The sequence below is a fragment of the Paenibacillus sp. GCM10027628 genome (genome assembly GCF_042676385.1).
Classification (GTDB): domain Bacteria; phylum Bacillota; class Bacilli; order Paenibacillales; family NBRC-103111; genus Paenibacillus_E.
The window spans coordinates 63,385-78,009 of sequence record NZ_JBHTHA010000009.1 but is presented as its reverse complement, the minus strand read 5'-3'; the positions used below and the strand labels follow the sequence as shown (position 1 = coordinate 78,009).

At 47.9% G+C, this 14,625-nt stretch carries 13 protein-coding genes; 1 reads left to right on the top strand and 12 read right to left on the bottom strand.

Annotated features, from left to right (window positions below; translation table 11 throughout):
- Nucleotides 1-71 precede the first annotated feature (71 nt).
- Nucleotides 72-647: a nitroreductase family protein gene (locus ACFQZT_RS10245; RefSeq protein ID WP_379299283.1), complete on the bottom strand. Its 576-nt coding sequence runs from the start codon at nucleotides 645-647 to the stop codon at nucleotides 72-74.
- Nucleotides 648-1,571: 924 nt separating this feature from the next.
- On the opposite strand from ACFQZT_RS10245, the gene ACFQZT_RS10240 reads away from it, so the two are divergent.
- A complete protein-coding gene (locus ACFQZT_RS10240) occupies nucleotides 1,572-3,191 on the top strand; it encodes an S-layer homology domain-containing protein (protein ID WP_379299281.1) in 1,620 nt (539 codons plus the stop codon).
- Between the two features lie 67 nt (nucleotides 3,192-3,258).
- Here ACFQZT_RS10240 and ptsP read toward each other — a convergent pair whose 3' ends face one another.
- From ptsP to ACFQZT_RS10185, 11 genes are all read right to left on the bottom strand, one after another.
- On the bottom strand, nucleotides 3,259-4,980 hold the full coding sequence (ptsP, locus tag ACFQZT_RS10235; RefSeq protein ID WP_379299279.1) for a phosphoenolpyruvate--protein phosphotransferase: 1,722 nt from the start codon (nucleotides 4,978-4,980) through the stop codon (nucleotides 3,259-3,261).
- 38 nt (nucleotides 4,981-5,018) lie between these two features.
- Nucleotides 5,019-5,297 carry an HPr family phosphocarrier protein gene (locus ACFQZT_RS10230; RefSeq protein ID WP_379299277.1) on the bottom strand — a complete coding sequence of 93 codons (279 nt, stop codon included), beginning with the start codon at nucleotides 5,295-5,297 and terminating at the stop codon, nucleotides 5,019-5,021.
- A 15-nt stretch (nucleotides 5,298-5,312) separates the two neighbouring features.
- Complete coding sequence (locus ACFQZT_RS10225; protein WP_379299275.1) at nucleotides 5,313-5,765, bottom strand: PTS sugar transporter subunit IIA; 453 nt, start codon at nucleotides 5,763-5,765, stop codon at nucleotides 5,313-5,315.
- Between the two features lie 76 nt (nucleotides 5,766-5,841).
- Nucleotides 5,842-7,215, bottom strand: a complete 1,374-nt coding sequence (locus ACFQZT_RS10220; protein ID WP_379299273.1) for a PTS fructose transporter subunit IIC — start codon at nucleotides 7,213-7,215, stop codon at nucleotides 5,842-5,844.
- 16 nt (nucleotides 7,216-7,231) lie between these two features.
- Nucleotides 7,232-8,191, bottom strand: coding sequence for a 1-phosphofructokinase (gene pfkB / locus ACFQZT_RS10215; RefSeq protein WP_379299271.1), 960 nt, complete (start codon nucleotides 8,189-8,191; stop codon nucleotides 7,232-7,234).
- Nucleotides 8,188-8,973 carry a DeoR/GlpR family DNA-binding transcription regulator gene (locus ACFQZT_RS10210; protein WP_379299270.1) on the bottom strand — a complete coding sequence of 262 codons (786 nt, stop codon included), beginning with the start codon at nucleotides 8,971-8,973 and terminating at the stop codon, nucleotides 8,188-8,190. The genes pfkB and ACFQZT_RS10210 overlap by 4 nt, the downstream gene beginning before the upstream one ends.
- Nucleotides 8,974-9,367: 394 nt before the next feature.
- A complete protein-coding gene (locus ACFQZT_RS10205) occupies nucleotides 9,368-10,669 on the bottom strand; it encodes a hypothetical protein (RefSeq protein WP_379299268.1) in 1,302 nt (433 codons plus the stop codon).
- 334 nt (nucleotides 10,670-11,003) lie between these two features.
- Complete coding sequence (locus tag ACFQZT_RS10200; protein ID WP_379299266.1) at nucleotides 11,004-11,657, bottom strand: response regulator transcription factor; 654 nt, start codon at nucleotides 11,655-11,657, stop codon at nucleotides 11,004-11,006.
- A complete protein-coding gene (locus ACFQZT_RS10195) occupies nucleotides 11,654-12,859 on the bottom strand; it encodes a sensor histidine kinase (RefSeq protein ID WP_379299264.1) in 1,206 nt (401 codons plus the stop codon). The genes ACFQZT_RS10200 and ACFQZT_RS10195 overlap by 4 nt, the downstream gene beginning before the upstream one ends.
- A gap of 68 nt (nucleotides 12,860-12,927) precedes the next feature.
- Nucleotides 12,928-13,383, bottom strand: coding sequence for a hypothetical protein (locus ACFQZT_RS10190; RefSeq protein ID WP_379299262.1), 456 nt, complete (start codon nucleotides 13,381-13,383; stop codon nucleotides 12,928-12,930).
- 228 nt (nucleotides 13,384-13,611) lie between these two features.
- Entirely contained in the window at nucleotides 13,612-14,490 is an 879-nt protein-coding gene (locus ACFQZT_RS10185) for a DMT family transporter (RefSeq protein ID WP_379299260.1), read from the bottom strand.
- Nucleotides 14,491-14,625 lie beyond the last annotated feature (135 nt).

Here is a 14,625-nt window from a genome sequence, read left to right as displayed (position 1 = left end):
ATCCTGTAGAAAAAAGAAGGAGCTGCCCCGGTCTTATCCGACCTTCGGGGCAGCTCCTTTGCCGTTTGTATTTACTCACTGACCCATACTGTCTTTTGCTCGAATGGTACCCGCTCCGCTCTAGGCGCTTGCATATCCGGATAACCGATATAGATGAAACCGACCATCTCCTCTTTCCCTTGGAGATTGAATGTCTCCCGCATCTTCGGATGGTAAGCCGGGGCACCGGAGCGCCAAACTGCGCCTAACCCTAAAGCATGAGCGGTTAGCAGCATATTTTGAACAGCAGCATGCACGGCTGCGTACTCTTCAATTTCAGGTACGACCGGGTGCTGCGCTGACGGCGACACCGCTACCGCGATGACAACGGGCGCGCGGAACGCTTTTTTCTCTTGAGCGCTTTTTCGCTGCTCCAGCTCCTCTTCCGGGATCGCTCCCGCCTCGGCTGCTGCGACTTCCGCATAAGCGCGCCCCAGCAGCTTGCGGCCGTCTCCCGTCATCACCCAGAAGCGCCACGGCTCCGTATGGCAATGATTCGGAGCCCACACGCCAGCTTCCAGTATTTCCTCAATCAATGCTCGGTCCACAGCATCCACTTTGACTTTCCCTATGCTGCGCCGATGGCGAATCGCTTCTTTCACATCCATGAATCAGCCACTCCTTTTTTTCCACATCAACAAGTTCCTCTATCTAGTTCTATTGTGCACGAGGAATCTGCCTTTCGCAACAAACATACATCACGATTCTTGCACATTCGATTACACGAGTTTGAAATGCAATGCCGAACTCTGCCAGCTGAAGCAGCCAAAAAGGGCCTTTCAGGCTTTGAGAACGACCTTTTGCTCGTTCGTTCGACCCGTAGCGCCCTTTTGGGGCGTTACAAAACTGCACGGCCGAACTCGGCCGGCTGTAGCGCCCAAAAAGGGCCTTTCAGGCCTTGAGAACGGCCCTTTGCTCGTTCGGTCGACCCGTAGCACCCTTTTGGGGCGTTACAAAACTGCAATGCCGAACTCGGCCGGCTGTAGCGCCCAAAAAGGGCCTTTCAGGCGTTAAGTAACGGCCCTTTGCTCGTTCGTTCGACCCGTAGCGCGCCTATTAGCTCGGCTTGAAAAACAAAAAGGATCCCAACGAATTTGTTCGCGGAATCCTTTTTCTATATGTAGACTTGAAATTACTTATCTTTTTTTGCGTGTGAACCGTCGCAGTTTCCTTGAGCATCTTGAGTGTTGCCGCATGCACATTTACCCATGGTGTCAGCCTCCTTCGTTCGAATGTGGTGTTGAACTGATTATACGCATTTTACTAACATTTGTAAAGTGAATAAATTTAAGTTAGTAAATGATGATAATAATCATTCTCACTATTTGTTAGTCGGTGAGGTTAATTATCATTCTCATTATCGCTATGAATCTAGCGCAATCACCTTTGTCGCTCATCTGGCGAGATTGCCAACAATTTGACAATGACGCTCCCCATCATGCAAAGTATAGTTATAGCTACAAAACAACTTGCACGATGAAAGCTAGCTAGATCCATTTTATGATTCTATCATTTAACTTCCAGGAGGTATTATGAAGCCTAACAAACTTACGACACTCGCTATTGCTGCTGTCGCATTTTCCATGTTCTCTTCGGCCGCTTTAGCCAATCCCGCAACTGCCGCTGCAGCTACCAAGTCCTCTGCTGACTTTACAGACTTGACCGGCATCGACGCGAGTTTGAAAGCCAAGATTGATGCTATGATTTCGGCCGGCATTTTTGAAGGTGTTTCCGATAACTCATTCGGCATCACACAAAACATGACTAGAGCTCAATTCGCCAAAGTAGCCACTCTGATCTATGGGATTCCAATTGACTCTACTGTGAAAGTTTCCAGCTTCTCTGATGTTCAAGCCGCTGATTCGACAAACGGCTGGGCGATTCCTTATATTGAAGCCGCGAAAAAAGCCGGCCTGATCGATGGCGTCACGGATACGACATTCCTTCCGGGCGATCCCGTAACGACTGGCCAGCTTGATACGGTTTTACTAAAAGGTTTAGGCAAAAAAGTAAGCACAACCGGTTCACCTTGGTATGCCGACGCGGTAAAACAAGCTACTGATCTTGGCATTCACGCAGCTGGCAAAGCTGGCGACCAACCTGCTACTCGAGCGGACCTCGTTTCCAGCTCTTATACCGCTAAAGATGCATTCCAAAAGCAAACATTGATTTCGGTAACTAGCGTGAAAGCCGCTTCCGACAATCAGAAAGTTCAAGTAGCATTGAACAAGCAAGTGGATACTAGCAAGGCGACGTTGACTTTAAATAATGGGACTACATTCGTCAACACGACTACAGAATGGTCCAGTGACCGTCAGACAGCTACGCTAACCGCAACTGGCGGCGCACTTGCCGCAGGAGATTATACAGTAACCTTAGGCGGTCTAGATGCTTCTACCATTCAAACAGCAACCGGTAAATTTACCGTAGCTGCGCCAACGGCGGACACAGGAAATACGACAATTGTTGGCAATTACGCATTGGCCAATGTAATCGATAGCGGGTTGACAGAGGCTGCAACTGGCCAAAACCTGCTTGCTACAAAAGCTATCGCTGAAGATCCTGCACAAAGCAAGCTAGCTAAAGAAATTGTAGTTAAAGTAACAACATCCGCAGGCGAGACTGTAGCCGTTCCGGGAATCGTACAATCCGTACATTCATCCGATCCAAGTGTTGCAAAAGTCGCTTTATCCGCCGATCACCATGCCTATGTACTTGGTAACAAAGCAGGAACGGCTGACATCAGCTTGATGGTTCAAATCGGCAACGGCACCGCGAAGCAACTGCACGTGACTGTCACCGTGAAAAGCGACGCAGTTAATGCGAAAGACATTAAAGCTGGCAATGCGACGATTGAACAGACCGTAACAGGCGGTGTCTATTCCTTTGACGCTTATGATAAAATGGATCTGAGCATTACTGACAATTACGGCATCACCTATGAAAAAGACGAGATTCAATCCTATAACTTCGCTTTGGGTATGCTATTTACTACAAACAACATCAAAGGCGATCCTAGCAAAGGTGCTGTCGGCACCGTAAGTATCGACCCAGACGGCACTGTGCATGCAACAGGCAACGTAACTTCCTTTGAATTAACCGGCGTGCTGCCAAACGGCCAGCAAGCAACCAGCTATGTAACGCTGCACTAATAAAAAACGAAGGGCTATCCCATAAGGTCAAATTGACCTTGGGGATAGCCCTTTTTTCTTGAACGTCTTATGATTTGAACGCCAGCAGCGCTTCCCTGACTTCGGCCGCCGTGTCCATCTCCAAGATCCTTTCCGCTAAAGCCGCGCAATCGCTGCGGTTCAATTCAGTAATCACTTTCTTCACCTTGGAAAGCGAAGTCGCGGCCATACTCCACTCATGCAGGCCTAAGCCGAGCAAAAGCGGCGCAGCCAACGGATCTCCGGCCATACTGCCGCACATGCCGGTCCATTTGCCCGCATCGATTGAAGCGTCGATAACCGTTTTGATCAACCGGATAACTGCGGGATGGAAATAGTCGTATAGATAGGATACCTTCTCGTTCATACGATCGACGGCAACCGTGTACTGTACGAGATCGTTCGTTCCGATGCTAAAGAAGTCTACTTCCTTGGCAAATCTGGAAGCGAGCAATGCCGCCGACGGAATTTCAATCATAATCCCCAGTTCTACAGAATCCGCATAAGGAATTCCTTCAACGCTAAGCTGTTCGCGGGTCTGCTCATAGATCGCTTTCGCTTGACGCCATTCTTCCATGCCCGAAATCATCGGAAACATGATCTTTACGTGCCCGTAAACTCCTGCTCGCAAAATAGCCCGAAGCTGGGTACGAAGCAGTTCCTTGCGGTCCAGACAAAGTCGAATCGCCCGGTAGCCTAGGAAAGGATTCATCTCTTTCGGCAGATCCAGATAAGGAAGCTCCTTATCGCCGCCGATATCGAGCGTGCGGATCACAACAGGACGACCTTTCATGGCTTCCGCTACTTGCCGGTAAGCCTTATACTGGGTTTCCTCGTCCGGCATTTGCGTCTGACCCATAAAGAGGAACTCCGTGCGGTATAAACCAACCGCTTCAGCCCCTTGGCTCAGAAGGTTCGCCGATTCTTCCACTGTGCCGATGTTAGCGGCCAGCTCTACGCGGAAACCGTCCTTCGTGACAGCCTCTAGTTCTACATACGCCTGCAGCTCGGCCTTTTCGGCTTCATCGCGCAGCATGAGCGCATGGTACGATTCTTTAGTTGGCGCCGATGGGCTTACAATGCAGCTTCCAGTTGAACCGTCAATCAGAAGCTCATCTTCATGCTGGATTTGATCTAACCCCTCCCCCAGCCCCAGAATCGCTGCGATCCCTAATGAGTTGGCCAAAATAGCGGTATGAGAAGTCTTTCCGCCAATACGGGTGACAAACCCGAGCACCAGATTTTTGTCTAACTGAACCGTATCGGAAGGTGTCAGATCATCGGCCACAAGAATGACCGGCTCCGCGATATCCGACAGCTGCGTTCCTTTGCGTTCGCTCAGTTGAGCGAACAGCCTGTTTCCTACATCACGGACATCCGCCGCGCGCTCCCGCATATATTCATTTTTCATGCTTTCAAACAAAGCGGCAACCTGCGTGACCACTTGATGGATCGCGCTTTCGGCCGTTAATTGCTCGCCCGTAATTAAGTTCTCCATGGGTGGATAAAAGGTGGGATCCTGCAGAAAGCTGATCTGCCCTTTCAGAATTACGGCTTTTTCTTCCCCAAGCATGCGCTGTGCCTTTTCGATCAGAACATGCAGCTCAGCCTCGCAGGCAGATTTAGCTCCCCGAAGCCGTTCAATCTCTAAGGCGGTATCCTGCGTTTTCTTTTTCTCTATGTCCGTAAGCCGCACAGGCTCGTACACGAATGCTTTACCTGTGCGAATGCCGGCCGATACCCCAAGCCCTTGCAGTATTTTCTCCGTCATATCAGTTCCTCCTATCCCTCAAACTGTCCTAATCGTTTTTACGCTTCTCCAAAGCCGCTGTCAACCAGTTCAGCCAGAGCATCAAGCGCCGCTTGTTCGTCAGGCCCGTCTGTTGTTACTGTAATGACAGAGCCCTTTTCCAGCCCCAGCGTCATAAGACCAAGAATGCTTTTCCCGTCTACGATTACGTTGTTGGGTTCATTGATATATTGAATCTTTACGGTTGATTGAAAAGATGCCGCTTTTTCCGTAAACAGCTGGGCAGGGCGAATATGAAAGCCGGATTCGTTCCGGATCGTAAGTTCCTTTGAAATCATTGTAGGTATCCCCTCTTAGATAGTTTGTAAAATCGTGATCAATTGCTGTGCTTCGGTTACTTGCAGCAAGCTTTCGCGGAATTGCTCGTCAATCAGCTTGCGGGAGAGCGCGATCAAAATTTGCAAATGCTCATTGCCCGCCGCAGCCTCCGGCACAGCGATCATGAAAACAATGCTTACAGGCTTCTCATCGAGCGATTTCCAGTCAAGCGGTTGTGCCAGCTTGGCAAAAGCAACGCCCGGCTTGCTGACTCCGTTAGACTTCCCGTGCGGAATTGCGACGCCGAAGCCAATACCTGTCGAGCCCGTCTCTTCGCGTTTCAAAACCGCCTCCAAATATGCAGCTTTATCCGTAATGCAGCCCGCGGCTGCAAGTCCATCGATCATGGATTGCATACATGCTTCTTTGCTTGTTGCTTCCAATGGGATTAAAATGCTTTGCTCATTTAGCAGCGCTTGAATATTCATATGGACATCCTCCTAAATATACAAGAGGGAGATGTTTGCCTCCCCCTTCATGTTTGGTTATTTTTATATTAAAAATTTAGTCTTTGACAGGCTTCTTCAATATATTCAGCACGATGGCCGTTACAACAGTTCCTGCAACGATGGACAAAGCATACAAGGCAACGTGGCCAACCGCGTTCGGAATTGGCAGGACGAATATCCCACCATGAGGCGCGCGCAGTGTAGCCCCGAACAGCATGGATAAAGCGCCTGTTAAAGCGGAGCCGACCACGATTGAAGGAATCACGCGGAACGGATCGCCTGCGGCAAACGGAATGGCACCTTCGGTGATAAACGAAATTCCGAGTACGGAAGCCGCTTTACCCGCATCCCGCTCCTCCTTCGTAAATTTCTTCGGAGCCAGGATAGTTGCCAGCCACAAGCCAAGCGGCGGCGTCATACCTGCAGCCATCACGGCAGCCATCGGACCATAAACATCACTTGCCAACAACCCTACAGCGAACGTATACGCCGCTTTATTCACAGGACCGCCCATATCGAAAGCCATCATCGCTCCCAGTAAAATACCGAGCAGAACCGCATTGGTGGATCCAAGAGATTTGAGCCATACTGTCAAACCATCCATAATCGCTTTCACTGGCTCGCCAATCACATAAATCATTAAAAGTCCCGTAATCCCAGTAGCCAGCAATGGAATAATCAGAATCGGTTTTAAGCCTTCAAAGTTTCTAGGCATCTTAATGTAATCTTTCAAAAGCTTCGCGACATAGCCCGCAAGGAATCCGGCGATGATGCCGCCAAGGAAGCCTGCACCAATTTTTGAAGCGAGCATTCCGCCTACAAGACCTGGCGCCAGACCTGGCTTTTCAGCAATAGAGAAGGCGATGAATCCCGCCAAAATCGGTACCATTAGAGCAAAAGCCGCTCCACCACCAATATCCATTAAAGATGCAGCAAAGGTACCTTTTTGTTCAAAAGCATGAATCCCGAAGATAAATGATAGCGCAATCAGCAAACCGCCTGCGACAACCAATGGAAGCATATTCGACACACCCGTCATCAAATGCTTATACACTCCGGTCCGTGAAGCGCTGCGCTGAGCTTTGGACTGTTCGACCTGCTTCATATAATCGCCGGCAGAAGCAGCCTCTTTGCTGAGCGCTTCATCGAGAAGGCCTGCCGGATTTTTGATCGCCTGCGCCACTGGCACTTTTACAACCGGCTTGCCGGCAAAGCGGGACTCCAGCACATCCGTATCCGCAGCAACAATAATGGCATGAGCCTCGGCAATCTCTTGCTCGGTAAACTCATTCTCAACGCCGACGGCACCTCTGGTTTCTACTTTAATCGGAATATCTTTTTCTTTAGCTGCTTTAGCCAACGACTCAGCGGCCATGTACGTATGAGCAACACCGGTTGGACAAGCAGTAACAGCAAGAATCTTTTTCATAAGACGCCCCCCGCATTCAGTTCGAATTTGTTAGTTGTGGAATAGACCATATGTTAACGCTGCCTAGTATTTCTTCCACTTCAGCAAGCGTGCAAACCTGTGTTCCAGGCTTCAAAGCCGTTACCGTCCCTGCAGCTGAGCTCCATCTGGCGGTTTCCTCGAGCGACATCCCACGCAGCATGCTATAAATAAGCGCAGCTACCATAGAATCGCCTGCCCCCACGGTACTTAGCGGAGTGATTGGAGCAGGTTTGGCGCGGATGGCCTCCTTCTCCGTTACAAGGATGGATCCCTCACCGCCTAAAGAAACGACTACATAAGTTATTCCTTTAGCGACCAATCTTCTTGCCCCATCGATAATCTCTTCATCCGTTCGGAAGGTTTCTCCGAAGAACGACTCCAGCTCATGAATGTTCGGCTTGATCACGTAAGGCGCAGCCTCGATGCCATGAAGGAAAGGCTCCCCATCAGCATCCAGTACAGTCCGAACGCCTGCCTCATTTGCAATGATGATTAGCTGCTTATAGAAATCAGGCGGTATCCCCTTCGGCAAGCTGCCCGCCAGCACAACCAGTGACATATTGCGAACATCCGCTTTGAAACGGTCAAGAAATTGACTCAACACGTCATCGTCCACTGTGAAGCCCGGCTCGTTCAGCTCAGTTGTTTCCTGGGTCTGTTCGACATACACCTTCAAGTTCGTTCTCGTCTCACCCTTCGCCTGAACAAACCAGTTCGGGATGCCCAGACTCGTAAGCGTATCCGTCAACACGTTCCCCTGGCGCCCTGCACATAAGCCCCAAGCCGTCACATCAACGGAAAAATGCTTCAACACTTTGGCAACATTGATCCCTTTGCCTCCCGCATCCATTCTCCATTCCTTAATCCGGTTGAGTCCGCCAAGGACGAAATCTTCTACGGTTACCGTTTTGTCTAAGGCCGGGTTGAGTGTAATCGTCAAAACAGGTGGCTTCATGACTTCTTCACCCCCGTCTGTATGACGGTAACAGTAACACCGGCATTATCAAGCTCTTTTAGAGCGTTGTCCGAAATACCGTCATCCGTCAGAAGCTGATCGATCTCGGATAAATCGGCGACCTTGGCAAAAGAAACTCTTCCGTATTTGCTGTGGTCCATCAGTAAAATGACCTGCTTGGTTGATCGGAAGAAAGCCCGTTTCGTTGAAGCCTCGAGCATATTCGGCGTTGTCAGTCCGATAACTGGATCCAGACCATTGATGGCCACGAAAGCTTTGTCGACATGCACGGACTCAAGTGCCTTCTCTGCGAGCGGGCCTACCATCGCAAGCGTTTCATGACGCAAGGTACCGCCTGTAAGAATCAGCTCAATTCCCGTATTCGCAGACAATTCTTGCGCGACCGCAACGGAATTGGTTACCACGGTGAGCTTCTTGAATGTTTTTAATTCCTTTGCCAAATAATAAGTGGTAGTCCCTGAGTCGAGTACAATAGAATCCCCTTCTCGAACCATGGCCGCGGCTTCTTTGGCTATTAATTCCTTTTGCAAACGATAGCGGTCTTCTTTTTCCACGAAAGTAGGTTCTGAATTATCGCTGACAAAAGCTACAGCTCCTCCATGCGTACGACGAAGCTTGGCTTCTTCCTCAAGAATCTTCAGATCTCTTCGAACTGTCGATTCGGATACTTGGAAATGTTGGGCCAGCTCCTGAACGGAGGCTCGCTCCCTTGTTTGAACATAATCGGCGATCTTCTGCTGACGTTCTTCCTCAAACAGCAATACGATCCCCCCTATTCCACACGATGAATTTGCGCATAAACGTTCATGCAATTGATTGTTTGTTCTCATTTATGATTATATGTGATTGATAATTATTTGTAAAGCGCTTTCCAAAGGTATTATTTTCATTTTTCGTCACGCTCAGTCATAAAACGTCACGTTGGTACGACATAACGCAAATAACCCGCCCGCAAAGGGTGGGTTATTAAAAATTTCATGATTTTAGGGGTCCCGTCACATGCCCATCAAGCTAAGAACAAAGATACGGGATGCATATTATCGTTTCACCCTTGAGCCTGATCCAATTTAGCTCTTTTCATCCTAACTTGATGGGCATGTGGCCCTACCCCATAAAGACGACGAAGTAGCTACATTGTAGCTCCCCTTTTGAAATTTACTTTGCTATAAAGGTATTCTTACTGAATGGGCCCCAATTCTCTCCCATAAAGCCACTTCTTCCCTCTAAGTTAACAAAGCAAGGTAGAACGGTGTATTGAACACCAGCTGTAGCATTTGCTCTAAATGTCATTACAAATCTCATTTTTGAATTGTCGGTGGCTGTAATCATTCCCATTGTAGGACTTATCCCATTTGTTGCAGTGATCATGTCGTCTTTCCCCAAATTCGCAATATCGGCAGCTCTCAGCTGATTATTTCTAATCCAATAGTTAGAAATATTTGTTGCTGTTCCTAAGTCCGCCCGCTGATCATACACAATTTCAATTTGGTTTGGAGCAATCTGCTTCGCTTCAACGAGACCAGGATGAGGTATCATCTGTGGGTCGGGATCCATCTGGGATGGCATTCCTGTGTAAGGCATCATCTGTTGATCGCCATACATGTACGGCATTCCTGTGTAAGGCATCATCTGTTGATCGCCATACATGTACGGCATTCCTGTGTAAGGCATCATCTGTTGACCGCCATACATGTTCGGCATTCCTGTGTAAGGCATCATCTGTTGACCACCGTACATGTTCGGCATTCCTGTGTAAGGCATCATCTGTTGACCACCGTACATGTTCGGCATTCCTGTGTAAGGCATCATCTGTTGACCACCGTACATGTTCGGCATTCCTGTGTAAGGCATCATCTGTTGACCACCGTACATGTTCGGCATTCCTGTGTAAGGCATCATCTGTTGACCACCGTACATGTTCGGCATTCCTGTGTAAGGCATCATCTGTTGACCACCGTACATGTTCGGCATTCCTGTGTAAGGCATCATCTGTTGACCACCGTACATGTTCGGCATTCCTGTGTAAGGCATCATCTGTTGACCACCGTACATGTTCGGCATTCCTGTGTAAGGCATCATCTGTTGACCACCGTACATGTTCGGCATTCCTGTGTAAGGCATCATCTGTTGACCACCGTACATGTTCGGCATTCCTGTGTAAGGCATCATCTGTTGACCACCGTACATGTTCGGCATTCCTGTGTAAGGCATCATCTGTTGACCACCGTACATGTTCGGCATTCCTGTGTAAGGCATCATCTGTTGACCACCGTACATGTTCGGCATTCCTGTGTAAGGCATCATCTGTTGACCACCGTACATGTTCGGCATTCCTGTGTAAGGCATCATCTGTTGACCACCGTACATGTTCGGCATTCCTGTGTAAGGCATCATCTGTTGACCACCGTACATGTTCGGCATTCCTGTGTAAGGCATCATCTGTTGACTCGTATACATTTTTTTACCTCCGCTTAGAATGAAATAGGCGATTGACCTTGATCATTGTATGAGGCATTGCCAACGATGGTGCTTTGACTCGGCTTAATTCATTTGGTACCAGAGACACCATTATTATTCAAACGATGAACCTCCATGGAATCAGATGATGTACATATCTATAGACATTTGCCACCAAAACAAGACTGGTAACAAAGTTATAAACCAACCAAAACAGAAAAAGATCCACAGCAACGAGCTATGGATCTTAATTTTATAAAAAGTGGACCCTAGGAAAACTACTCCTAGAGCCTTTTCCTTACTCAAATGATAAGGTTACCATACATGAAATGTGCTAGTTGACTAGACCGTTCTGAGTGGCAAAAATCACCGCTTGCGTACGATCCCGAACCTCCATTTTAGCAAATATGCTGGAGAGATGGTTCTTAATCGTAGTCTCGCTTACGTACATTCTTCCTGCCATTTCTTTATTGCTGCAGCCTTCCATTAATAGGTGCAGCACCTCTCGTTCCCGTTCGGTTAAATGGACGTCAGCTTTGTCTTCTCTGTGATGTACCGGTTCCGATCCAATTTTCCTTCCCCAGCGCTTCACATATGAAGTGGGCATGATCGACCCACCGGCACGAATCAAGCGGACAGAGCTAATCAATTCTTCCGACGTCAAATCTTTGAGTAAATAACCGACAGCTCCAGCAGACATGCAGCTTTCGATCAATTCATCCTCTTCAAAAGTTGTCAAAGCGACAATTTTGATGTCAGGAAACTCTGAAAGGATCCGTCGGGTAGCTTCGATTCCGTCGATCACCGGCATTCGGATGTCCATTAAAATCAAATCCGGCCCAGTCTCTGCGGCGAGAACAATCGCCTCATGCCCATTGACAGCTTGACCTGCGATCTCGATATCGTGTTGATTCTCCAACACGACGACCAGACTGCTGCGAATCAGCGTTTGATCATCTGCAACCACAATACGATACTTTGGACTCACCCCGTACTTACCTCCCTTCTTACACTTTTAGGCCATGATAGTACGATTTGAAAAGTATTGTTATTCACTGTGTATTCAACTTTACCGCCTGTATTCTGCATACGGGTGCTCATCTGAGATAGACCAACACCATGGGTTAGGGGCAGTTGGGGCACCAGACCATTGTTTGTAATTTCTACAATGAATTGCGAAGGAGTGTCTCTTTGGATAAACGAAATATCGGTTGCGTGGCCATGACGTATGGCGTTGGTTACAGCTTCCTTCATGCACTGAAAAGCAGCATATCTGGTGTTGATCGGGATTTCAATTGGTGTCAAAATACGTAGCGAAATCCCTGTCCCCTGGGTGACCTGTTGCGCAAACCGTTCGAGTATAGAATGCCAATCTTTGTCTAAAAACCATTTCTCCATATCTTGCCCGGATCTAACGGAACGCCTTATGTCTTCCAGCCCTTCCTTGGCGATGCCCCGCATGGCAAACAAGAAGGAGTCGGCTTCATTCGGCTTGTTGTGAATCAGCTCGCGGCATGCGTCCAGACCGCGAATAATGGAGGTTAAGGAATGCCCGATCGTATCATGGATTTCCCCCGCCATTCTGCTTCGTTCCTTGATCACGGCATGTTCCTCGGCATCCATCGTATATTTGATGAGCTCGATATGGGCTTTTTCCAATTCGGATTGTTGTTTGTGAATTCGCTCGAGCATTTTTTGCGTCTGAATCGAATTGTTTCTCTCCTGACGGATAATCCATCCAGGAAAATAAGCAAGCAGCAGCGTCGGATTTAATACTGCAAATGAAATATCAAGAGGAACGCCTGCGACGTGACCGGTTATGAGGGCAAGGAAAAATAATGCCGTTAAAGCAACAAGACTGTATTTTAGCGGAAGGATTTGTCCGCACCAAAAAATAAGCGGTAAAAATAACAGCACCACTTGGGGAACTTGGATGACGACGAATACGTACAACACTACAATGAATATCGTTTCCATACTGATCAGCAGCAGGGATCTCCGAGTGAAAACATCCTTATGAAATCCTATCTGCAGAACGCCTAAAATTCCGAAGAGCATTAATATCCACATCGCCTTGAGGCTCAACGTTGTAGAGAATAAATAAGAAATGATTGTATAAGTGTTAATTAGCAGTGTCGTAATCTTCCCAGCGTAGACAATGATATTTTTGTCGTAGACTTGCGATTTCATGCTATCACTCCCGGCCAAGATCTTTAATGCTTTAAGGCCTCAAGCATTCCGATGGCTTCATCGCGGTCCTATTTTTTTGCCGCAGATTTTTTATAAATATAAAATATCCAAATTCTTCTCATTACAACAGCGCCTAAACTGGCCATCAGTAGAAAACCTCTGATGAGATGAATATCATTACCCATTGACTTTGTAGCGATCCCCGCTCCAAATACGGCAATCCACATCAGATAAGCAGCCCACGAACTTTGCATTGTCCATTTGCCCGTTTCAGGATTTTTTCGAATATGGGTCATTTTTCCCCGTACGGCCCCCAGGAACAAACCCGCGCCCAATCCTAGTATTAAAATGATAGGCGTAAGTACATAGTCATACCATATGACCATGACATCTTGAATGGTTGCCACGGTCAGCAACACAGGGATGATCCATATTGTCCAGCCCCGAACCCGTCTTTCTCTAAGCTGAACTAGAGCTACTATAATCGCAACCAACAAAAAATAAGCCATTTGAAAATCTGTCATTTTATCATCCACCATCCCATTCATCTTGATGAGGATAATTATAAAAAATGCAGGTTCAACTCGCGTCACCCATTCAGGCAACATTCATCTGGCTGATTGGACCGTTTTTTGAGATTTCATTTCAAATGTCCGCTAATGTTTCAGCTAAGAATACAATGTCCTCTAATGTAAGTCAATGTTTGGAGGCTTAGCTAATGAGAAGGACGACCGCGGCTGGCGGGACCCCCTTTAAGCCAATTTCGTTTCTTGCTGAGTTCGGGCGGAGTACGTCCAATTCACAAGGAAAATACCGATGAGGATGAGCGAGCCACCTGCATAAACGTACCACTCAACAACTTCGCCAAGCAGCAGCCAGCCGGATAAAACCCCGAAGAAAGGGGCGAGGAACAGGAAGGCGCTCGTTTTGCCGGGATCTCCTTGCTTCAACAGATAGAACCATGAGGCAAACTGTACAATGGAGGCCATAATGGCCAACCATAACAGAATCCATAGTGCGGATACGCCTATAATTAGCTTCGGTGTTTCCATGGTCAAGCCAAATACAAGCAGAAGCAGCCCGCCGAACAGCATTTGGTATGCGGTTAAGACCCAGACATCGAGACTGGCTCCCCACTTCTTAATGAGCAGTGTGGAGATAGCCCATGAAATGGCTGATCCCATCCCAAGCAGCGTACCCATTTGCAGCTGCATGTGAACTCCCAGAGTGATAAATACGCCTACACAGCCGATAATGACACCTATCCATTGAGAAATTCGATATTTTGCACCTAGGAACAGCGTTCCCAGCACGATGACCAGCAGCGGATTGGTAAATGTCAAAATGGAAGACTCCCCCGCCGTAATGGTCCGTAAGCTTAGAAATATGCAGCCCATCACACCGGCGGTCTGAAATAGCCCTACGCTCAAGATTTTACCCCATTGTCGAATTGCACCCGGATGCGGTCTTCTTCTCACGACCAAAGCCATAATCAGACCGGCCAGCGTAAACCGGCAGCCCACCAACAACAGCGGCGAGAAATAAGCCAACCCCATTTTACCGACGGCAAAAGATGAACCCATCAAAGATGTTGTTACGACAACAAGCAATCCGTACAAATATCGATTCATTGTTTTCTCCCCCTGCAGCCAGCCTTCAAACATCCGCAAAAAAGCCGCTATTGCTTTGCAATCACATTTCTATTATGCTCGAATTGTGATTGTATGAATCCACTGTTTATGCTCAATAATTGAATTATATGATGG